Annotated in this window: 22 protein-coding genes; 15 read left to right on the forward strand and 7 right to left on the reverse strand. The window is 70.5% G+C overall.

Annotated elements, in window-relative coordinates:
* Nucleotides 1–5: 5 nt before the first annotated feature.
* The 3 genes from sepH to OG381_RS34000 all read right to left on the reverse strand — a co-directional run bounded on the left by sepH (nt 6) and on the right by OG381_RS34000 (nt 4027).
* Nucleotides 6–1043 (reverse strand): septation protein SepH, encoded by a 1038-nt coding sequence (gene sepH, locus OG381_RS33990; protein ID WP_307024931.1) that lies wholly within the window; start codon nt 1041–1043, stop codon nt 6–8.
* Between the two features lie 463 nt (nt 1044–1506).
* Complete coding sequence (locus tag OG381_RS33995; RefSeq protein ID WP_327719813.1) at nt 1507–2826, reverse strand: D-arabinono-1,4-lactone oxidase; 1320 nt, start codon at nt 2824–2826, stop codon at nt 1507–1509.
* Complete coding sequence (locus tag OG381_RS34000) at nt 2786–4027, reverse strand: MFS transporter (RefSeq protein WP_327719814.1); 1242 nt, start codon at nt 4025–4027, stop codon at nt 2786–2788. The genes OG381_RS33995 and OG381_RS34000 overlap by 41 nt, the downstream gene beginning before the upstream one ends.
* A gap of 176 nt (nt 4028–4203) precedes the next feature.
* On the opposite strand from OG381_RS34000, the gene OG381_RS34005 reads away from it, so the two are divergent.
* Nucleotides 4204–5331, forward strand: a complete 1128-nt coding sequence (locus tag OG381_RS34005; protein WP_327719815.1) for a ferrochelatase — start codon at nt 4204–4206, stop codon at nt 5329–5331.
* Nucleotides 5332–5339: 8 nt separating this feature from the next.
* A complete protein-coding gene (locus OG381_RS34010) occupies nt 5340–6155 on the forward strand; it encodes an inositol monophosphatase family protein (RefSeq protein ID WP_327719816.1) in 816 nt (271 codons plus the stop codon).
* Between the two features lie 82 nt (nt 6156–6237).
* Here OG381_RS34010 and OG381_RS34015 read toward each other — a convergent pair whose 3' ends face one another.
* Nucleotides 6238–6402: a hypothetical protein gene (locus OG381_RS34015; protein WP_199924513.1), complete on the reverse strand. Its 165-nt coding sequence runs from the start codon at nt 6400–6402 to the stop codon at nt 6238–6240.
* Between the two features lie 438 nt (nt 6403–6840).
* Between OG381_RS34015 and OG381_RS34020 the strand changes: the two genes are divergently transcribed.
* From OG381_RS34020 to OG381_RS34035, 4 genes are all read left to right on the forward strand, one after another.
* The gene (locus OG381_RS34020; RefSeq protein WP_046257092.1) at nt 6841–7494 is read left to right on the forward strand and encodes a response regulator transcription factor; all 654 of its coding nucleotides are present in this window, start codon (nt 6841–6843) and stop codon (nt 7492–7494) included.
* Nucleotides 7495–7500: 6 nt separating this feature from the next.
* The gene (locus OG381_RS34025; protein ID WP_327719817.1) at nt 7501–8739 is read left to right on the forward strand and encodes a sensor histidine kinase; all 1239 of its coding nucleotides are present in this window, start codon (nt 7501–7503) and stop codon (nt 8737–8739) included.
* A gap of 393 nt (nt 8740–9132) precedes the next feature.
* Complete coding sequence (locus tag OG381_RS34030) at nt 9133–9429, forward strand: DUF4193 domain-containing protein (protein WP_005481602.1); 297 nt, start codon at nt 9133–9135, stop codon at nt 9427–9429.
* A gap of 13 nt (nt 9430–9442) precedes the next feature.
* Nucleotides 9443–10378, forward strand: a complete 936-nt coding sequence (locus tag OG381_RS34035; RefSeq protein ID WP_327719819.1) for a hypothetical protein — start codon at nt 9443–9445, stop codon at nt 10376–10378.
* 67 nt (nt 10379–10445) lie between these two features.
* Here OG381_RS34035 and OG381_RS34040 read toward each other — a convergent pair whose 3' ends face one another.
* Nucleotides 10446–10907 carry a DUF3093 domain-containing protein gene (locus OG381_RS34040; RefSeq protein ID WP_307024918.1) on the reverse strand — a complete coding sequence of 154 codons (462 nt, stop codon included), beginning with the start codon at nt 10905–10907 and terminating at the stop codon, nt 10446–10448.
* A 113-nt stretch (nt 10908–11020) separates the two neighbouring features.
* On the opposite strand from OG381_RS34040, the gene OG381_RS34045 reads away from it, so the two are divergent.
* The 9 genes from OG381_RS34045 to OG381_RS34085 all read left to right on the forward strand — a co-directional run bounded on the left by OG381_RS34045 (nt 11021) and on the right by OG381_RS34085 (nt 19602).
* Nucleotides 11021–11605 (forward strand): PaaI family thioesterase, encoded by a 585-nt coding sequence (locus OG381_RS34045; protein ID WP_327719820.1) that lies wholly within the window; start codon nt 11021–11023, stop codon nt 11603–11605.
* The gene (gene dut / locus OG381_RS34050) at nt 11602–12153 is read left to right on the forward strand and encodes a dUTP diphosphatase (RefSeq protein ID WP_327719821.1); all 552 of its coding nucleotides are present in this window, start codon (nt 11602–11604) and stop codon (nt 12151–12153) included. The genes OG381_RS34045 and dut overlap by 4 nt, the downstream gene beginning before the upstream one ends.
* Before the next feature lies 1 nt (nt 12154).
* Nucleotides 12155–12922 (forward strand): DUF3710 domain-containing protein, encoded by a 768-nt coding sequence (locus OG381_RS34055; protein ID WP_327719822.1) that lies wholly within the window; start codon nt 12155–12157, stop codon nt 12920–12922.
* 161 nt (nt 12923–13083) lie between these two features.
* Nucleotides 13084–14250 carry an alginate lyase family protein gene (locus OG381_RS34060; protein WP_327719823.1) on the forward strand — a complete coding sequence of 389 codons (1167 nt, stop codon included), beginning with the start codon at nt 13084–13086 and terminating at the stop codon, nt 14248–14250.
* 70 nt (nt 14251–14320) lie between these two features.
* Complete coding sequence (locus tag OG381_RS34065) at nt 14321–15013, forward strand: ABC transporter ATP-binding protein (protein WP_327719824.1); 693 nt, start codon at nt 14321–14323, stop codon at nt 15011–15013.
* Nucleotides 15014–15166: 153 nt separating this feature from the next.
* Nucleotides 15167–17710, forward strand: coding sequence for a sensor histidine kinase KdpD (locus tag OG381_RS34070; protein WP_327719825.1), 2544 nt, complete (start codon nt 15167–15169; stop codon nt 17708–17710).
* A complete protein-coding gene (locus OG381_RS34075; RefSeq protein ID WP_327719826.1) occupies nt 17707–18393 on the forward strand; it encodes a response regulator in 687 nt (228 codons plus the stop codon). Before OG381_RS34070 ends, OG381_RS34075 begins: the two co-directional genes overlap by 4 nt.
* Before the next feature lie 45 nt (nt 18394–18438).
* Nucleotides 18439–18837, forward strand: a complete 399-nt coding sequence (locus OG381_RS34080; protein WP_046257102.1) for an OB-fold nucleic acid binding domain-containing protein — start codon at nt 18439–18441, stop codon at nt 18835–18837.
* Nucleotides 18838–18840: 3 nt separating this feature from the next.
* Nucleotides 18841–19602: a DUF3159 domain-containing protein gene (locus tag OG381_RS34085; protein ID WP_327719827.1), complete on the forward strand. Its 762-nt coding sequence runs from the start codon at nt 18841–18843 to the stop codon at nt 19600–19602.
* 79 nt (nt 19603–19681) lie between these two features.
* On the opposite strand, the gene OG381_RS34090 is transcribed toward OG381_RS34085, so the two are convergent.
* Together OG381_RS34090 and OG381_RS34095 are read right to left on the reverse strand one after the other, a co-directional pair.
* Entirely contained in the window at nt 19682–20359 is a 678-nt protein-coding gene (locus tag OG381_RS34090; protein WP_327719828.1) for a potassium channel family protein, read from the reverse strand.
* Nucleotides 20359–21030 (reverse strand): potassium channel family protein, encoded by a 672-nt coding sequence (locus OG381_RS34095; protein WP_327719829.1) that lies wholly within the window; start codon nt 21028–21030, stop codon nt 20359–20361. Before OG381_RS34095 ends, OG381_RS34090 begins: the two co-directional genes overlap by 1 nt.
* Nucleotides 21031–21390 lie beyond the last annotated feature (360 nt).

Below are 21390 nucleotides of genomic sequence, written 5' to 3' on the forward strand. Positions count from 1 at the left end.
ACCGGCTACTCCTGCTTCTTGCGGCGGGTGCCGAACACGATCTCGTCCCAGCTCGGGACCGCCGCGCGGCGGCCGGGGCGGACGCCGTCGGCCTCGGCCTGGCGGTCGGTGGAGCCGGTGAGGCGGTCGCGGTGGCTGCCGACCGAACGGGGCATGAGGACATCCGCGTAGGCCGAACCGGCCGAGGCCGCCGGGGCCGGGGGCTCCTCCACCTCGGGTTCGGCGGGGGGCTCCTCCATGGGCGGGGCGGGCTCCGGGGGGCGCTCCGGGACCACCAGGTCGCCCCGGAAGCTCGGCACCGCCTCCAGCAGGCTGGTCAGCGAGTCCCGCTCGGCCGTGGCCTCCTCGACCGGATCGGTCGACGGCACGGGCAGGCTCGGCCCCCGTTCGAGGGCGCGGTCCAGCGGACGGTCGCGCGGCAGCCGCGCGATCCGCGGGACGAACGGAAAGCTGGGCTCCGGCACGGCGAGGTCGTCGGACTCGCCGATCAGCGAGCGTGCTTCCTCGTCGACGGCCTGGACGAGCCGCCGAGGCGGGTCGTACGTCCAGCTCGCCGAGTGCGGTTCGCCCGCGACCCGGTAGACCAGCAGGACTTCCCAGGTGCCGTCGTCGCGGCGCCACGAGTCCCACTGGACGGTGTCCTTCTCGACGCCGCGCAGCAACAGGCGCTCCTGGACGGCCTCGCCGAGCTGGGGGCCCGCGTTCTCGCCGGGGCGGCGGACGGGTGTCTTGCGTGCCCGCTCGGCCATGAACGCGCGCTCCGCGAGCACAGGGCCCTCGAAGCGGCGTACGCGGTCCACGGGGATGCCGGCCATCTGCGCGACCTCTTCGGCCGTCGCACCGGCGCGTATACGTGCCTGAATGTCACGGGGGCGGAGATGGCTCTCCACCTCGATCTCGATCTGGCCGAGGCGGGGACGGTCGCCGCGTACCGCGGCGCGCAGACGCTCGTCAATCGGAAGCGTGTACTCCGTGCTGTCCGCAGCCTTCAGCACCAGCCGTGTGCCGTCATTCGAGACGGCCACGACACGCAGTTCGGGCATGGGGACCTCCCGGGTGGTGCCTGCCGACGTCACGTGCGTCGCTGCTTCCGCTAGTCGAGTGTGGCCTGCCCGGGTGCAGCCTGCCACAACCTTGCCGAGTTGCCCGGCGTGTCGGGCACGGGCCCTGGAACGCCGTTATGGCACGGTTACCTATTCGCAACGCTAAGTGACCAACTCCGTCACCCTGTGCAACTAGCCCCCTCCTGGCGGTCCTTGGAGCCATGGACGCCCTGGCGGGAGACCGGATCCAGGGCTCGCAACAGTACTCCATTTGGACCACGTGCGTGGATTGGCGCGCCGCCCAACTTCTGGCAACAGACCGGACTTGACGGCCTCCCGCGCGAATTCGGGGATCTTGAACGTGGCGCACTTCACGTAATCACCCGAAACGGAACGCGAAGTCCGGTGACGGCACGCTCACTTCACCCGGCCCCGAGATCCCGCCCGCCGCGCCCACCGAGCGCTACGGGCCCAACACCCTGCGCAAGTAGTCGTTCTGGAACCGGCGTTCAGGATCGAGCCGGTCCCGCAGCGCGGTGAACTCGCCGAAGCGGGGATAGACCCCGGCGAAGTACTCGGCGTCGCGCGTGTGCACCTTGCCCCAGTGCGGACGCCCCTCGTGCGCGGTGAAGATGCGCTCGGCGGCGGTGAAGTACGCCTGGTAGGGCGTGCCCTTGACCATGTGCACCGCGATGTAGGCGCTGTCGCGGCCCGACGCCGTGGACAGGGTGATGTCGTCGGCCGGCGCCGTGCGCACCTCGACCGGGAAGCTCACCTTGAGGCCGGAGCGCTCGACCATGGCCCTCAGCTCGCGCAGCGTCTCGGCGACGGCCGCGCGCGGGACGGCGTACTCCATCTCCACGAAGCGCACCCGGCGCGGCGATGTGAAGACCTTGTACGGGATGTCCGTGTAGGTCCGCGCGGACAGGGCCTTGCTGGAGATCCGGGCGATCGCCGGGATCGTCCCGGGCGCCGCGCGGCCGACCCACTGGGCGACCTGGAAGACGCCGTTGGAGAGGAACTCGTCCTCGATCCAGCCCTGGATCTGCGGCACCGGCTTCTCCGGGCCCGCGCTGCGGTTGTTGCGCTTGGTGTTGGTGCTGCCGGTGTGCGGGAACCAGTAGAACTCGAAGTGCTCGTTCTCGGCCCACAGTTCGTCGAACTCGGCGAGCACCCTGTCGAAGGGCATCGGCTCCTCGAGGGCCGTCAGCAGGAAGATCGGCTCCACGGCGAAGGTGATCGCGGTGACGATGCCGAGCGCGCCGAGGCCTATCCGGGCGGCCGCGAAGACCTCGGGGTTCTCCTTCTCGGAACAGCTGAGCACCGAACCGTCGGCCGTGACCAGCTCCAGGCCCTTGATCTGGGCGGCGATCGAACCGGACTCACGGCCGGTGCCGTGCGTGCCGGTGCTGGTGGCGCCGGAGACGGTCTGCTCCATGATGTCGCCCATGTTCGTGAGCGACAGGCCCTCCCGCGCGAGAGCGATGTTGAGCCGCTTGAGCGGGGTCCCGGCCTCCACGGTGACCGTCCCGGCCTCACGGTCGATGTCGCGGATACCGGTCAGCAGTTGAGGGCGTATCAACACACCGTCGGTGGCGGCGATCGAGGTGAAGGAGTGCCCGGTGCCGACGGCCTTCACCTTCAGGCCGTCCGCGGCCGCTTTCCGTACGGCGTCCGCGAGCTCCTCGACCGAGGCGGGCGTGACCTCCCGCGCGGGCCGGGCGGCGACGTTCCCACCCCAGTTACGCCACGTGCCGTTCCTGCCGCTCGCTGTGCTGCTCAACGGTGCCTCCCCGACCCGGAGCCGGCCCCTTGAGCCGGCGGTACCCCAGAAAACCGACCGCGACCGCGACGGCCCCGGACACCGCCGGGACCCCGTACCCGGCGCGCGCCCCGGCCGCGTCGATGACCCAGCCGGCCGCGGAGGAGCCGAGTGCGACCCCGACCGCCAGCCCGGTACTGATCCAGGTCATGCCCTCGGTCAGCTGCGCGCGTGGTACGTGCTGCTCGATGAGGGACATCGTGGTGATCATCGTGGGAGCGATGGCCAGGCCCGCCAGGAACAGCGCCACGGCCAGAAACGGCAAGTTTCCGACCAGTAGGAGGGGGATCATACTCACGGCCATCGCGCATATGCCCAGCAGCCAGCGAGGTTCGGGCGCCCCCTTGAAGTGCAGCAACCCGAAGACGAGGCCGGCCGCGCAGGAGCCCGCCGCGTACAGGGCGAGCACGATGCTGGCGGCGCCCTTGTGGCCCTGCTCGTCGGCGAAGGCCACGGTGACCACGTCGACGCCGCCGAAGATGGCCCCGGTCGCCACGAAGGTGGCCACCAAAACCTGGAGCCCGGCGGAGCGCAGGGCGCTGCCGCCGTCACCGTGCTTCTCGCGCGGGTGCGGCGCGGGCTCGGTGGCGCGCTGAGCGGTCAGCCAGAAGACGCCGACCGCCAGGAAGCAGGCGGCGAGCAGCGGGCCCGCCTCCGGGAACCAGGCCGTGGACAGCCCGATCGAGATGATCGGCCCGAAGATGAAGCAGACCTCGTCGATCACCGACTCGAACGAGTAGGCGGTGTGCAGCTGCGGCGTCCCGCCGTACAGCGCGGCCCACCGCGCGCGGATCATCGCGCCGATGCTCGGTACGCATCCGATGCCGGCGCTGAACACGTACAGCGTCCAGTCGGGCCACCGGTAGTGCGCGGCGAACAGCAGCCCGGCCGCCGAGGCGAGTGCGATCAGCGTCGCCGGGCGCAGCACCCGCCGCTGCCCGTGCTGGTCCACCAGCCGCGAGACCTGGGGGCCCGCCACCGCCGCGGCCAGCGCCATGGTGGCCGACAGCGCGCCGGCGAGCCCGTACCGCCCGGTGAGCTGGGAGACCATGGTCACCACGCCGATGCCCATCATCGACAACGGCATCCTGCCGAGGAACCCCGCGGCGGAGAAGCCCTTACTGCCGGGGGCGGCGAAGAGGGCGAGGTAGGGGCTCGGCACGAGGGTCTCCGGTCGGACGGGATCGGCGGTGGATGCCGACAGTCCAGTAAGGCGTGAAGGCAGCGGATACAGCTTACGAGTTAGGTGACCCTAATGCACCTGGCGGTCCGGCCCCGGAACTCCGTCCGGCACCCCGCCGTTTTCCGGCTGTCAGTACCGGATGACAGGATCGACCCATGCCAGACGCGCTCGATGCCACCCCCTACGACGCCCTGCTCCTGCTCTCGTTCGGCGGCCCGGAGGGCCCGGACGACGTCGTCCCGTTCCTGGAGAACGTGACGCGAGGGCGCGGCATCCCCAAGGAACGCCTGAAGGAAGTCGGGCAGCACTACTTCCTGTTCGGCGGGGTCAGCCCCATCAACGACCAGAACCGCGCCCTGCTGGACGCCCTGCGCAAGGACTTCGCCGAGCACGGCCTGGGCCTGCCGATCTACTGGGGCAACCGCAACTGGGCCCCGTACCTGACGGACACCCTGCGCGAGATGGTCGCCGACGGTCACCGCCGCATCCTGGTCCTGGCCACGAGCGCGTACGCCTCGTACTCGGGCTGCCGCCAGTACCGGGAGAACCTCGCCGACTCGCTGGCGGCACTGGAGGCCGAGGGCGTCGAGCTCCCCCGGATCGACAAGCTGCGGCACTACTTCAACCACGAGGGCTTCCTGGAGCCCATGATCGAGGGCGTCCTGCGGTCCCTCGCCGACCTCCCCGCGGACGTCCGGGACGGCGCGCACCTCGCCTTCTCGACCCACTCCATCCCGAACGCGTCGGCGGACACCTCCGGCCCCGTCGAGGGCCACGGCGACGGCGGCGCGTACGTGGAGCAGCACCTGGAGGTCTCGCGGCTGATCGCCGAGGCGGTCCGCGAGCGCACCGGCGTGGACCACCCCTGGCAGCTCGTCTACCAGTCCCGCTCGGGCGCCCCGCACATCCCGTGGCTGGAGCCGGACATCTGCGACCACCTGGAGGAGCGCCACGCGTCCGGCGCCCCCGCGGTGGTGATCGCCCCCATCGGCTTCGTCTCCGACCACATGGAGGTCCTGTACGACCTCGACACGGAGGCCAAGGCCAAGGCGGAGGAGCTGGGGCTGCCGATGCGCCGCTCGGCCACGGTCGGCTCCGACCCGCGGTTCGCCGCCGCGATCCGCGACCTGGTCCTGGAGCGATCCGCGGTCGAGCGCGGCCAGGCGGTCACGCCCTGCGCCCTCGGCGCACTCGGCGCGAGCCACAACCTCTGCCCGGTCGGCTGCTGCCCGTCCCGTGCCCCCCACCCCGCCGCCGCGGGCGCCGACAGCCCCTACGCGTGAGGAACCCCGTGACCGCCCCTCTGCACACGGAACTGCTTCAGCTCGCCCAGGAGGCCGCCCGCAAGGCCGGTGCCCTCCTCAGGGACGGCCGCCCGGCCGATCTGGCGGTGGCCGCCACCAAGTCGAGCCCCATCGACGTGGTCACCGAGATGGACATCGCGGCGGAGAAACTGATCACGGACCTGATCGCCTCCCACCGCCCCGACGACGGCTTCCTCGGCGAGGAGGGCGCCTCCAGCGAGGGCACCAGCGGCATCCGCTGGGTGATCGACCCGCTCGACGGCACGGTCAACTACCTGTACGGCCTGCCCACTTGGGCCGTCTCCATCGCGGCCGAGCAGGACGGCGAGACGGTCGCCGGAGTGGTGGCGGCCCCGATGCGCGGCGAGACGTACCACGCGGTGAAGGGCGAGGGCGCCTGGGCCACGGGCGCGTGGGAGGGCGAACGCAGGCTGGCCTGCCGCCCGGCACCTCCCCTGGACCAGGCGCTGGTCTCGACGGGCTTCAACTACGTCCTGGAGGTCCGGGCCCATCAGGCCGAGGTCGCCCGGAAACTGATCCCGCTGCTCCGGGACATCCGCCGCAGCGGATCGGCCGCGGTGGACCTGTGCGACGTGGCCGCGGGCCGCCTCGACGGCTACTACGAACGCGGCCTGAACCCCTGGGACCTCGCGGCGGGCGACCTGATCGCCCGGGAGGCGGGTGCCCTGACCGGTGGACGCCCCGGAGAGCGCCCCGCACGGGATCTGGCGATCGCCGGCACCCCGGGCGTCTTCGAGCCCCTCCAGCGGCTCCTGGAGGACTTCGGCGCCTGGCACGACTGACGGGCACCGACACCACGCAAGCCAGTGGGCCCCGGCGCTGGATTCACCGGGGCCCACGGTCGTGCTCAAAGCCGATCAGACGCTAGGCGCTGACCTCCACACCATGTTCGGCGGCAAGGCGGCGCAGGTCTTCGAGCTCGCCCTGCTCCACCTCGACGAGGAAGTCGTCGCCCTCGTTACGAGCCCGCGTCAGGTCGGTCTCGGTCGCCCTTATGCGCTGCAGAAGTCCTGCGGTGAATGCGTCCATGCTGCGCCCCCTCGTCCTGGGTCGTGGGTCGGTGGCACGGGGGTGTGCCGTTGGGAAGGGGCGATCACGCCTCCAGCAGATGCCCAGCGCTGCCCTGCTGGGCGGCGGCGGCGCCGGACACCCACGCCCGCTCTGCGGAAAGCGGATTGCGGTGCACCGCATGGTGCTGCGGCACATGCAGAGCGTGATCGCGGGGTGTAAAGCCGTCCTCCCCGCGCTCTCTTCCACGGAAACCTCAACCCGACGAGAAAATCTCGCATTCCCCGGCTTCACACCTGACCTTCACCCGGGCCCACACCTGGCCTTCAGACGGCCCTTCCCCGTCTTACAGCCGACTTATGACCGAAAAGGGCAGGATGGAGGTCAACACACTCACCAAGGCCCCTGCCCGCGTGCCCTTGCGGCGCTACGCGGGTGGACACAGGAAGGACAAGCGACGTGCGCGTACTCGTCGTCGAGGACGAGCAACTGCTCGCCGATGCGGTGGCCACCGGACTGCGCCGGGAGGCCATGGCCGTCGACGTCGTGTACGACGGCGCGGCCGCCCTGGAGCGCATCGGCGTCAACGACTACGACGTGGTCGTCCTCGACCGTGACCTCCCGCTGGTGCACGGCGACGACGTCTGCCGCAAGATCGTCGAGCTCGGCATGCCCACGCGCGTGCTGATGCTCACGGCGTCCGGCGACGTCAGCGACCGTGTCGAGGGCCTGGAGATCGGCGCCGACGACTACCTGCCCAAGCCCTTCGCGTTCAGCGAGCTGACGGCACGCGTGCGTGCCCTCGGCCGCCGCACCAGCATGCCGCTGCCGCCCGTCCTGGAGCGCGCCGGCATCAAACTCGACCCGAACCGCCGCGAGGTCTTCCGGGACGGCAAGGAGGTGCAGCTCGCGCCCAAGGAGTTCGCCGTCCTGGAGGTGCTGATGCGCTCCGAGGGCGCGGTCGTCTCCGCGGAGCAGCTCCTGGAGAAGGCCTGGGACGAGAACACCGACCCGTTCACCAACGTCGTCCGGGTCACCGTCATGACCCTGCGCCGCAAGCTGGGCGAGCCGCCGGTCATCGTCACCGTGCCCGGCTCCGGCTACCGGATCTGATCCGCCGTGGCCGCCGCTCCCGCGCCTCCCGGGGCGCCTCCGAAGCCCACCTGGGACCCGCGACGGGTCGAAGCGCCGTTCCCCTGGCTGCGCCCGACCATCCGCATACGTCTCACGCTGCTGTACGGCGGCATGTTCCTGATCGCCGGCATCCTGCTCCTGTCGATCATCTACCTGCTGGCCGCGAACGCGCTGAAGGTCGGCAGCGACCTGCCCTTCAAGATCGTCACCGGCACGGTGTCCAGCGAGAACTGCAACATCGTGTCCACCCAGCTGTCGGCGGCCGAGCTCAACCACGCGCTCAACGAGTGTGTGAACGAGCAGCGCCAGCACGCCCTCGACAACCTCCTCAGCCGTTCCCTCCTCGCCCTCCTCGGCCTCGCGATCATCGCCTTCGCGTTCGGTTACGCCATGGCCGGCCGGGTCCTGTCGCCGCTGGGCCGGATCACCCGGACCGCACGCGCGGTGGCCGGCTCGGACCTGGCCCGGCGGATCGAGCTGGACGGCCCGGACGACGAGCTGAAGGAGCTGGCCGACACCTTCGACGACATGCTGGAGCGCCTGGAGCGGGCCTTCACGGCCCAGCAGAGGTTCGTCGGCAACGCCTCGCACGAACTGAGGACGCCCCTCGCGATCAACCGCACACTGCTCGAGGTGCACCTCTCCGACCCGGGCGCGCCGATGGAGCTCCAGCAGCTGGGCAAGACGCTGCTGGCCACCAACGAGCGCAGTGAGCAGCTCGTGGAGGGCCTGCTGCTGCTCGCCCGCAGCGACAACCAGATCATCGAACGCAAGCCCGTGGACCTCGCCGAGGTCGCCGAGCAGGCGGTCGACCAGGTGTACGGGGAGGCCGAGGCGAAGGGCGTCGTGATCCGCGGTGAGCGGCAGTCCGCGGTCGTCCAGGGCAACGGCGTGCTGCTGGAGCGGATCGCGCTGAACCTCGTGCAGAACGCCGTGCGGTACAACGTGCAGAAGGACGGCTGGGTCGAGGTCACCACCGAGGTCCTGCACGGCCAGGCGGTTCTGGTCGTGTCGAACACGGGCCCGGTCGTTCCGGCGTACGAGATCGACAACCTCTTCGAGCCGTTCAAGCGGCTCCGGGGTGCCGATCGCACCGGCAGCGACAAGGGTGTCGGTCTGGGATTGTCCATCGTCCGCTCGGTTGCCCGGGCGCACGGCGGGCACATTTATGCACAGCCGCGAGAGGGGGGAGGCCTCGTGATGCGGGTCACCCTGCCGATCTGAGATCATGTCGCCGACACACGGGGATGTTCGCTTTGCGCGGAATTTTCTGGGCACTCGTCGAGCTGTCCCGTGTGTGATCGATCACAAGGGCGAATTTCCGGCCATCTACTGTCAGTGATCAGGAATGCTGTCGGAAAGCCGGGAAAGTCCGGGTTTTCGAGGGGCTTGATCACGGGAAGTACACGGTGAGACGCCTTTGAAGTGCGGCATTCGGACCGTGTACGGTCCCCATCGCCATCCCAGCCGATCACTCATGAGGAGTCCGGTTGGGTGTCGATTGAGTAACAGACCTTGATGTGAGGCAAAATCTCCGCCTCGGGTCGGGCACAAGTCCGGCCTCTCACGCGTTACGTGCGCTGGAGACACCGCAGACACCCAGAGGGGGAGAGCGACATGGCAACGGATTACGACACCCCACGCAAGACCGACGACGACGTCGACTCGGACAGCCTTGAAGAACTGAAGGCTCGCCGGAACGACAAGTCGACCTCCGCAGTGGATGTCGACGAGTTCGAAGCCGCCGAAGGCCTCGAACTGCCCGGCGCGGACCTCTCGAACGAAGAGCTGGCCGTCCGGGTACTGCCCAAGCAGCAGGACGAGTTCACTTGCATGAGCTGCTTCCTGGTGCACCACCGCAGCCAGCTGGCCCGAGAGAAGAACGGTCAGCCGATCTGCCGCGACTGCGACTGAGGGCGGGTCGGCCGTGACTGGCTCGACCCCTCCTTGGAAGCGCCGCTCCCCCCTGCCGGGAGCGGACCAAGGGCCGTCCGACGGCCCTCACGGTGCGCGTGACGACGAGCGGGGCTCATCAGGTACGGGAGCCTCGCTCGAACCCGCGGCCGGCCGGGGTGACTTCCCGGCGTCCGCGGACCATCCCGCGCCCGTCGCCAGGCGACGGGTCGCGGTGATGCGCGAGAAGGTCGGGGAAGGCGTCCGCAGAAGCGGCAGCCGCGCCAGGGCGGGCTTGGCGTACCTCGCCGACCGAATCATCGACAATGCCCCGCGGATCCCCGTACGCGACCTCCAGACGCTCCGCAGGCAGTTCCCCGGCCTCGGGCCCGAGCAGCTCGCCGACAAGCTCGTGGCGGGTGCCGCGAACGCCTCCTCGACCGTCGGAGCCGGGATCGGCGCGGCGGCGATGCTGCCTGTCCCGCCGGCCATGCCGACGGAGCTGGCCGCGGAGATCACCGGGGTCGCGGCGATCGAGCTGAAGCTGATCGCCGAGCTCCACGAGGTCTACGGCCTGCGGCCGCCGGGCGGTCTCAAGGACCGCAGCACCGTGTATCTGAACTCCTGGTCGGGGGAGCGCGGCATCGACGTGACCAAGCCGTCGACGATCAACTCCGCTCTCAGCGGCCCGATGAAGCAGCAGCTGCGGCAGCAGATCATGAAGCGGATGGTCCGGAACCTGCCGAACCTGATGCCGTTCATGGTCGGCGCCGCCGTGGGCGCGGTCATGAACCGCAGGGACACCAGGAAGCTCGCCGCGCGCATCCGCGCGGACCTGCGCAAGATCCAGGTGCCCTGGGACACCCTCGACGCGCTCCCGCCGCTGGAGGCGCCGGCGCACCCCCTGGAGATCGGGGACATCGCGAAGGAGCTCGGGCGGGGACACGGGGAGGACGGCGGAACCCGGTAAGAGTTCCGTGAGATTACGGGCCCGTCGGAAAACGGGTCAGTGCGGAGTGAAGCCTCGCGCGAACGTTCTAGGCGGCGTCCCGCGCCTGCTTGATCGCCTCCGCCAGCCGCTCCGGCTCCCGCGTCGACAGATACAGGTACGGCGTCGGGTCCTCGGGGTCCGTGACCTCCACGCGCAACGCCGTCGGGATGTAGGCGCGCAGCAGCAGGAAGGCGCGGGTGTCGGCCTTGTACGTGCGCCAGGCGCGCGCCTCCTCCGCGTCCAGTACCTCCGCCGCACCCAGCGCCGTGACCGGGATCTTCGCCTCGCCGGCGATCAGCGAGCCGCCGACCACGCGGATGCGGAGCGAGCCGTACGAGCTGGCGGCGACGGCCGCGACCGCGGTGCCGCCGACCAGGCCGCCGAGCAGCGGCAGCGTGCCGAACGGCAGCAGGATCAGAGCGAAGGAGACCCCCACCAGGAACGAGATGAGCCACCACGAGCGGGGGGCGGTGAGGCGTTCTTCGTAGGGGGCGGCGGAAAGCTGCATGAGGCCAAGCTTGGCACGGTGTGAGAACCGGGCCGCTGTCAGGGGGAGCCAGTGCGAAGCGCTGTCAGGCAGGGTGGCGGTGGGAGGCGGGCGGACGGGTAAGGTCTGCGGCTGTGAGTGGTAGTTCCGCAGCTCTTCAGCCTCCCGCCGACGCCGTGCAGCCGGTGCGTCACCCCGACGCGCCCGCACCCGGCGAGCTCCTCGGCGCGCACTACGGCCAGTGCTTCGGCTGCGGCGGCGAGCAGGCCCACGGACTGCACCTGGAGGCCCGGGCCGGCGAAGGGGTCTCGGTGACCGCCGAGTTCACCGTGCGGTCCGCCCACCAGGGCGCACCGGGCCTCGCGCACGGCGGCGTGCTCGCGACCGCCCTCGACGAGACGCTCGGCTCGCTGAACTGGTTGCTGCGGACGATCGCGGTGACCGGACGCCTGGAGACCGACTTCGTGCGGCCCGTCCCGGTCGGCACGGTGCTCCATCTGGAGGCCGAGGTGACGGCCGTCGCGGGACGGAAGATCTACTCGACTGCCACCGGACGGATCGGCGGCCCCGACGGGCCCGTCGCCGTCCGTGCCGAGGCGCTCTTCATCGAGGTGAAGGTCGACCACTTCATCGACAACGGCCGCCCGGAGGAGATCCGGGCCGCCATGGACGACCCGGACCAGGTCCGGCGTGCCCGTGCCTTCGAGGTGAACCCGTGAGCCGTGAACCCCTGAGCGTGCTGATCCGGCGCGTCGACCCCGACGTACCGCTTCCGTCGTACGCGCACCCCGGTGACGCGGGGGCCGATCTGCGCACCACCGAGAGCTGTGAACTGAAGCCTGGCGAGCGGGCCGTGCTGCCCACCGGGGTGTCTGTGGCGCTCCCGGCGGGGTACGCGGCCTTCGTGCACCCCCGATCCGGCCTCGCCGCCCGCTGCGGTGTCGCTCTCGTGAATGCCCCAGGGACGGTTGATGCCGGGTACCGTGGGGAGATCAAGGTGATCGTGGTGAATCTCGACCCGCGCGAGGTGGTGCGGTTCGAGCGCTTCGACCGGATCGCCCAACTGGTCGTCCAGCAGGTCGAACGGGTCCGCTTCCAGGAGGTCGCGGAACTTCCCGACTCGGCGCGGGCCGAAGGGGGCTTCGGGTCCACCGGAGGCCATGCCGCGGTGGCCGGGGCGAGCAGCACAAGCGGTCAGGCCGCCGACGGCGGCACAACGGGTGGGAATCGATACGCTTCGGTCGTATCCGACCGGGAAGGACAGTGACGTGTTCGGACGTCGCAAGAAGAAGGGTGCCGCCGAGGACGCGGCCGGCGAGGCCGAGCAGGTCGTCGACAGTGTCGACACTGAGGCGGACGACGAGAACGGCGCGCGCGAGCGCGTGAGGCTCGAGCCCGAGCCGCGGCCCGACGGGCCCTGGGACGACACCGAGGTGCGCGAGCCCGGCGAGGGCCGCGTGGACCTGGGCGGTCTCTTCGTGCCCGGCGTCGACGGCATGGAGCTGCGGGTCGAGGTCGCGGGTGACGCGATCGTCGCGGCGACCGTCGTGCTGCGCGACAGCGCCGTCCAGCTGCAGGCCTTCGCCGCTCCCAAGCGCGAGGGCATCTGGGGCGAGGTGCGCGAGGAGATCGCCACCGGCATCACCCAGCAGGGCGGCATCGTCGACGAGGTCGAGGGTCCGCTGGGCTGGGAGCTGCGGGCCCAGGTGCCGGTGCAGCTGCCGGACGGCACGGGCGGCTTCCAGGTCGTGCGGTTCGTCGGTGTGGACGGTCCGCGCTGGTTCCTGCGCGGTGTGATCTCGGGCCAGGGCGCGGTGCAGCCGCAGGCCGCGGGTCTTCTCGAGCAGATCTTCCGGGACACGGTCGTGGTCCGCGGCGAGGGCCCGATGGCTCCGCGCGATCCGATCGTCCTCAAGCTGCCGAACGACGCCCAGATGGTCCCCGAGGGCGTCCAGCAGCAGGAACAGGAGGGCTCCCGCTTCTCCGGCGGCATGGGCCAGCTCCAGCGCGGCCCGGAGATCACCGAGGTCCGCTGAGCGTCGTAGAACCACGAGGGCCGCACCCCCACCGGGGGTGCGGCCCTTTCTCGTGCGTGAACCCTTGACGGCGCATTGGTCTGTACCTACCGTCTCCGGCCAACGCGTCTGTTCATAAAGGCGCTTCGCGTTCATATACGAGAACGGAAGGCCCCCCACGTATGCGCAGAACCGCTCTCCTCGCCGCCGTCGCCGCGCTCGTCGCCGGCGCCCTCGTCCGGCCCGCCGACGCCGCTCCCGCCACCTTCGCCCATCCCGGAGTCACCGTCTCCCAGGGGCAGTTGGACTTCGCCCGAGCCAAGGTCAACGCCGGCGCCCAGCCCTGGAAGGGCGCCTACGACCAGATGATGGCGAGCAGGTACGCCGATCTGAACCGCACCCCCAAGCCCCGCGCGGTCGTCGAGTGCGGCTCGTACTCGAACCCCAACTACGGCTGCACCGACGAGCGCGAGGACGCCATCGCCGCGTACACACAGGCGCTCGCCTGGTACATCACCCGCGACGAGCGTTACGCGAAGAAGTCGATCCAGCTGATGGACGCCTGGTCGGCGGTGATCACGGACCACACCAACAGCAACGCGCCCCTCCAGACCGGCTGGGCCGGCTCCTCCTGGCCGAAGGCGGCCGAGATCATCAAGCACACGTACACGGGCGGCTGGGCCAACTCCGGGCGCTTCGCGACCATGCTCCGCGATGTCTACCTCCCGGAGATCATCAACGGCTCGAACTCCAACGGCAATTGGGAGCTGTCGATGATGGAGGCCGCCGTCGGCATCTCCGTCTTCCTGGAGGACCGGACGTCCTACGACAAGGCCATGGCGAAGTTCCGCACCCGCACCGCCGCCTACGTCTATCTCGCCTCCGACGGCGATCTGCCGAAGACCGTTCCGAGCCAGAACCTCGACACCCGGGACAAGGTCGTCAGGTACTGGCAGGGGCAGTCCACGTTCGTCGCCGGCCTCACCCAGGAGACCTGCCGCGACTTCACGCACACCGGGTACGGCATCTCCGCGATCTCGCACATCGCCGAGACCAGCCGCATCCAGGGGCAGGATCTGTACGGCACCGACGTGGGCGAGCGGCTGCGGCAGGCGCTCGGGTTCCAGGCCAAGTACGAGCTGGGTACGGCCGTGCCGAGCTGGCTGTGCGGCGGGTCGCTGCATCTGGGCCTCGGGCCGGTCACCGAGGTCGGCTACAACGCCCTGCACAACAGGCTTGGCATGGGCATGACTAATACGCAGACGCTGACCGAGCGGAACCGCCCGGCCGGCAGCAACAACCTGTTCGTGGCCTGGGAGACCCTCACCCACGGGGACAACCTGAGCTGAAACCGTTGATCGGCCGGGCGTCCGGTGGGGATACTGGCGCCCGGTCGAAGGCGTCACGGGGGAGCGGCAGATGAGCCAGGTGGTCACCGAGACCATGGTGCGGGTCGAGAACGTCCACAAGTCCTTCGGGCGCGGAGCGGGCATCGTCCACGCCCTGCGCGGGGTCTCCCTGGAGGTGCCGCGCGGTGAACTCGTCGCCCTGAAGGGACGGTCGGGGTCCGGGAAGACCACGCTCCTCAACATCGTCGGCGGACTCGACACCCCCGACGAGGGGCGTGTCGAGGTCGACGGCCGCGACCTCGCCGGGCTCGACGAGGACGGGCTGCTCGCCCTGCGCCGCGACAGCATCGGCTTCGTCTTCCAGTCCTTCGGGCTCATCCCGATCCTCACCGCCGCCGAGAACGTCGGCGTCCCGATGCGGCTGCGCCGGGCCGAGGCACGCGCGCGTGAGGAGCGCGTCGAGCTGCTGCTGTCCCTGGTGGGCCTCGCCGACCACGCGGCGCAGCGGCCCACCGAGCTCTCCGGCGGCCAGCAGCAGCGCGTCGCCATCGCCCGCGCCCTCGCCAACAGCCCCTCGCTGCTGATCGCCGACGAGCCCACCGGCCAGCTCGACGCGGAGACCGGACACGCCGTGATGGAGCTGCTGCGGGCCGTCGTACGCAGCGAGAACGTCACCGCGCTGGTCGCCACGCACGACGCGACCCTGCTGGATCTCGCCGACCGGGTGCTGGAGCTGGGCGACGGGGAGATCGTCGAGGTCTAGACGGGGAGACCGCGCAGGGCCGGCCGTCGCGGGTGTGCCGTCAGGGTTGCGTCAAAGACGGCTCCGGCGGCGCCCCTCCGCCCCGTTTGCCGCGATTGCTGGTCGTAAGGTCGACGCTGCGCAGGCAGTGATGACCGAAAGACAATGGGACCCATGGGACGCGGCAGGCTTCGGATCTACCTCGGTGCGGCACCGGGCGTCGGCAAGACGTACGCGATGCTGTCCGAGGGACACCGCAGGACCGAGCGGGGCACCGACTGCGTGGTGGCGTTCGTCGAGCACCACGGCCGGCCCCGTACCGAGGTGATGCTGCACGGTCTGGAGCGGATCCCGCGCCGGGAGCTCGCGTATCGGGGGAGCGCCTTCACCGAGATGGACGTGGACGCCGTACTGCGCCGCGCCCCCGCCGTCGCCCTGGTGGACGAACTCGCCCACACCAATGTCCCCGGCTCCCGCAACGCCAAGCGGTGGCAGGACGTGGAGGAGCTCCTCGCGGCCGGGATCGACGTGGTGTCCACCGTCAACATCCAGCATCTGGAGTCGCTGGGGGACGTCGTCGAGTCGATCACCGGGGTACGGCAGCGCGAGACCGTGCCGGACGAGGTGGTGCGGCGGGCGGATCAGATCGAGCTTGTCGACATGTCGCCGCAGGCGCTGCGGAGGCGGATGGCGCACGGCAACATCTACCGGTCCGACAAGGTCGACGCGGCGCTGTCGAACTACTTCCGGCCGGGGAACCTCACCGCCCTGCGGGAGCTGGCGCTGCTGTGGGTGGCGGACCGGGTCGACGAGTACCTCACGCAGTACCGCAGTGAGCACCGGGTGTCGAAGATCTGGGGTTCGCGGGAGCGGATCGTGGTCGGGCTGACCGGCGGCCCGGAGGGACGGACGCTGATCCGGCGGGCCGCACGGCTCGCCGAGAAGGGCGCCGGCGGGGAAGTGCTCGCCGTGTACATAGCCCGCAGCGACGGACTCACCGCCGCCTCGCCCAAGGAACTCGCCGTCCAGCGCACCCTCGTCGAGGACCTCGGCGGCACCTTCCACCACGTCGTCGGCGACGACATACCCGCGGCGCTGCTCGACTTCGCACGCGGTGCCAACGCCACCCAGATCGTCCTCGGGTCCTCCCGCCGCAAGACCTGGCAGTACGTCTTCGGCCCCGGAGTCGGCGCCACGGTCGCCCGCGAGTCAGGGCCCGACCTGGACGTCCACATCGTCACCCACGACGAGGTCGCCAAGGGGCGCGGACTGCCCGTGGCCCGGGGCGCCCGGCTCGGACGGGCCCGGAACATCTGGGGCTGGGCGGTCGGGGTGGCCGGCCCACCGGTCCTGGCCGTGCTGCTCAGCACCGTCGACCTCGGCCTGGCCAACGACATGCTGCTGTTCCTGACCGTCACGGTCGCGGCCGCCCTGCTCGGCGGACTGGCGCCCGCGCTGGCCTCGGCCGCCGTCGGCTCCCTGCTGCTGAACTACTTCTACACACCACCGCTGCACCACTGGACCATCGCCGACCCCAAGAACATCGTCGCCATCGCGATCTTCGTCGGCGTCGGTGTCTCGGTCTCCTCGGTGGTCGACCTCGCTGCCCGGCGCACACATCAGGCGGCGCGGCTGCGGGCCGAGTCGGAGATCCTCTCCTTCCTCGCGGGCAACGTGCTGCGCGGCGAGACCGGCCTGGAGGAGCTGCTGGAGCGGGTCCGGGAGACCTTCGCGATGGAGTCGGCGGCCCTGCTGGAGCGCGTGAGCGACGTCGAACCGTGGACCTGCGCGGGCCGGGCCGGGCTCGGGCGCCCGGTGGAGCGGCCGGAGGACGCGGACGTGGACGTGCCGGTCGGCGACCACATGGCCCTCGCGCTGACCGGGCGGGTGCTGCCCGCGGAGGACCGCCGGGTACTGGCCGCCTTCGCCGCGCAGGCGGCCGTCGCGCTGGACCGGCGGCGGCTCCGGGAGGAAGCCGACCGGGCCCGCACGCTGGCGGAGGGCAACCGGATCCGGACGGCGCTGCTCGCCGCCGTGAGCCATGATCTGCGGACGCCCCTGGCCGGGATCAAGGCGGCGGTGTCCTCCCTGCGGTCCGACGACGTGGCGTGGTCCGAGGAGGACCAGGCGGAATTGCTGGAGGGCATCGAGGAAGGGGCCGACCGGCTCGACCACCTCGTCGGGAACCTCCTCGACATGTCCCGGCTCCAGACCGGCACCGTCACCCCGCTGATCCGGGAGATCGACCTCGACGAGGTCGTCCCCATGGCGCTGGGCGGGGTTCCCGAGGACAGCGTCGAGCTGGACATTCCCGAGACGCTGCCCATGGTCGCCGTGGACCCCGGACTGCTGGAGCGGTCCGTGGCCAACCTCGTCGAGAACGCCGTCAAGTACAGCCCGCCCGGCCAGGCCGTCCTGGTGGCCGCCAGCGCCATCGCCGACCGGGTCGAGGTCCGGGTGGTCGACGGCGGCCCCGGCGTCCCCGACGAGGCCAAGGAGCGCATCTTCGCGCCCTTCCAGCGCTACGGCGACGCCCCGCGCGGCGCCGGGGTCGGGCTGGGCCTCGCGGTGGCCCGGGGCTTCGCCGAGGCGATGAGCGGCACGCTGACCGCCGAGGACACGCCGGGCGGCGGCCTGACGATGGTCCTCACGCTCAGGGCGGCAGGATCGCAGCCTGAGCCACAACCGGTCGTACAACCCGAAAGGCAGGTCACATGACCCGGGTGCTCGTGATCGAAGACGAGCCGCAGATCGTGCGCGCCCTCGTGATCAACCTCAAGGCCCGCAAGTACGAGGTCGACGCGGCCCACGACGGCGCCACCGCCCTCGAGCTGGCCGCCGCCCGCCACCCCGACGTGGTCGTCCTCGACCTCGGCCTGCCCGACATGGACGGCGTCGAGGTGATCCGCGGCCTGCGCGGCTGGACCCGGGTGCCGATCCTGGTGCTGTCCGCCCGGCACTCCTCCGACGAGAAGGTCGAGGCCCTCGACGCGGGCGCCGACGACTACGTCACCAAGCCCTTCGGCATGGACGAGCTGCTGGCCCGGCTGCGGGCGGCGGTCCGGCGGGCCGAGCCGGTCGGACCGGGCGAGGACGACGTGACGACGGTGGAGACCGAGGAGTTCACCGTCGACCTCGCCGCCAAGAAGGTCAACCGGGCCGGCAAGGACGTACGCCTGACCCCCACGGAGTGGCATCTGCTGGAGGTGCTGGTGCGCAACACCGGCCGTCTGGTCAGCCAGAAACAGCTGCTCCAGGAGGTGTGGGGGCCCTCGTACGGAACCGAGACGAACTACCTGCGGGTCTACATGGCCCAACTGCGCAGAAAGCTGGAGGCGGACCCCTCGCATCCCCGGCACTTCATTACCGAGCCTGGTATGGGCTATCGGTTCGAGGGCTAGTACTGCGGGTACGAACGTGTCAGTGCACCCCGGTACGCTTCACATATGAGTGCTGTTCCGCGTTCCGAAAAGCCGGTGGGCCGGTTCCGGCGCATGCTCGACAGGCTCTCCTCGTCGCAGGAGGACCTGGAGTCGGAGGAGCTGCGGGAGGACGCCGAGACCGCAGGCTGCATCAAGATCGGTGACTGCCACGACCGACAGATCGTGACCGTTACTGGTACCTTGCGCACGGTCACGCTGCGTCCCAGAGCCGGTGTCCCCGCGCTGGAGGCCGAGCTGTTCGACGGCTCCGCCGCACTGGACGTGGTGTGGCTCGGCAGGCGCTCCATCGTGGGGATCGAACCGGGGCGCAAGCTGATCGCATCGGGCCGGATCTCGATGAGCCGGGGCCGCCGGGTGCTGTTCAACCCGAAATACGAACTGAGACCCCTCGGTAGGGAGTAGCCGGTGACGTCGCTCGACAAGCCGACCGAAGACACTGAGCAGCACGACGCCCGGGCGGTGACCGAGGCCGCGCTGTTCGAGGCCTTCGGAGGCCTGCGGGGCATGGTGGAGACGGTGCTGCCGGGCCTCCTCTTCGTCACGATCTACACGATCAACAAGGACCTCCACATGTCCGCGATCGCCGCGCTCGCGGTGTCGCTGATCCTGGTCGTGGTCCGCCTGGTGACGAAGGACACCGTCAAGCACGCCTTCAGCGGCGTCTTCGGCGTCGCCTTCGGTGTCGTCTTCGCGATGATGACGGGCAACGCCAAGGACTTCTACCTGCCCGGCATGCTCTACACACTGGGCCTGGGCCTGGCCTACATCATCACCACGCTCTGCGGGGTCCCGCTGATCGGCCTGATCCTCGGCCCGGTCTTCAAGGAGAACCTCTCCTGGCGCACGCGCAACCCGGGCCGCAAGAAGGCGTACGCCAAGGCCAGTTTCGCGTGGGGCGCGATCCTGCTCGCCAAGTGCGCCATCCTCTTCCCGCTGTACTGGTGGGCCGACACGGCACAGCTGGGCTGGGTACTGGTCGGGCTGAAGATCCCCCCCTTCCTGCTCGCCGTCTGGCTGACCTGGGTCTTCCTGGCGAAGGCCCCGGCGCCCATCGACGTGTTCGCGGAGATGGAGGCGGCCGAGAAGGCGGAGGAGGAGCGCAAGGCGGCACGGGACGAGGAGCGCGGCGAGACGACCGGCGCCGCCCGGCACCGGCGCGACGCGTAGGTCGAGGACTTCCGTCACGACGAGGGAGGGCGCCCCGGGATTCCCGGGGCGCCCTCCCTCGTCGTCACGCCGGACGACGTCAGCTCGCGGTGTCCTCGCGGCGCACCGACAGCAGGTCCTCCAGCTGCTCCTCGCGGGCCGGGGCGGCCACGAAGAGGAGTTCGTCGCCGGCCTCCAGGGAGTCGTCCGGGGTCGGGGTCAGGACACGGGTGCCGCGGATGATCGTCACCAGGGACGTGTCCTGCGGCCACTCGACGTCGCCGACCTGGGTGCCGGCCAGGGCCGACTCCTCGGGCAGGGTCAGCTCGACGAGGTTGGCGTCACCGTGGCTGAAGCGGAGCAGCCGGACCAGATCGCCGACGCTCACCGCCTCCTCGACCAGGGCCGACATCAGACGCGGGGTGGAGACGGCGACGTCCACGCCCCAGGACTCGTTGAAGAGCCACTCGTTCTTCGGGTTGTTCACCCGGGCGACGACGCGCGGGACGCCGTACTCCGTCTTCGCGAGCAGTGAGACGACCAGGTTCACCTTGTCGTCACCCGTCGCGGCGATCACCACGTTGCAGCGCTGCAGCGCCGCCTCGTCCAGGGACGTGATCTCGCAGGCGTCGGCCAGCAGCCACTCCGCCTGGGGGACGCGCTCGACCGAGATGGCGGTCGGCGCCTTGTCGACGAGCAGGACCTCGTGGCCGTTCTCCAGCAGTTCGCCCGCGATCGAGCGGCCCACCGCACCGGCACCGGCAATGGCGACCCTCATCAGTGACCGCCCTCGTCTTCGGGACCCTTGGCGAATGACGCCTCGACCTTGTCGACCTCGTCGGTGCGCATCATCACGTGCACCAGGTCGCCTTCCTGCAACACCGTCTGCGAGCTGGGCAGGATCGCCTCGCCGAGGCGGGTCAGGAACGCCACGCGGACGCCCGTCTCCTCCTGGAGCCGGCTGATCCGCTGGCCCACCCAGGCGGCGGAGGTGTGCACCTCGGCCAGCTGGACGCCACCGGTGGGGTCGCGCCACAGCGGCTCGGCACCCGAGGGCAGCAGCCGGCGCAGCATCTGGTCGGCTGTCCAGCGGACCGTGGCCACCGTCGGGATGCCCAGACGCTGGTAGACCTCGGCGCGGCGGGGGTCGTAGATCCGGGCCGCGACGTTCTCGATGCCGAACATCTCGCGGGCCACCCGGGCGGCGATGATGTTGGAGTTGTCACCGCTGGAGACGGCGGCGAAGGCACCGGCCTCCTCGATGCCGGCCTCGCGCAGGGTGTCCTGGTCGAAGCCGACTCCGGTGACACGCCGGCCTCCGAACCCGGAGCCCAGTCGTCGGAAGGCGGTGGGGTCCTGGTCGATCACGGCGACCGTGTGCCCCTGTTGCTCCAGGGTCTGGGCGAGAGCGGAACCCACTCTGCCGCAGCCCATGATGACGATGTGCACGACCGTCCTTCCGGTGTCAAGAGATACTGCTCAGCCCCATCAGGGTCTCAGACCGTCGCCCAAGCTACACACGCACGGTAGGACGGCGGCACCCCTGTGCACGGTTGTCCCGGGGATCGGGACGATCAGCGGCGGCTGATGCTGCGGACACTCACCAGGGTCAGGATTCCGAGGCCGACGAGGGTGCCGGCGGCACCGATCAGCTCCGCGGTGGCGTGCATGGGACCTCCAGGGGGCGGCGAGAGGCAGGTACTGCCCGGGCGACAGACGGGTTTTTGTCATATAGGCATGCGCATCCGGCCACCTGCGGAATCCGCAGCCGGGGCGCCTCGTGTTTTCACCCGGAGGGCACAAGCGGGG

Origin of the sequence: Streptomyces sp. NBC_00490 (assembly GCF_036013645.1) — a bacterium.
Taxonomy (GTDB): Bacteria; Actinomycetota; Actinomycetes; order Streptomycetales; family Streptomycetaceae; genus Streptomyces; species Streptomyces canus_F.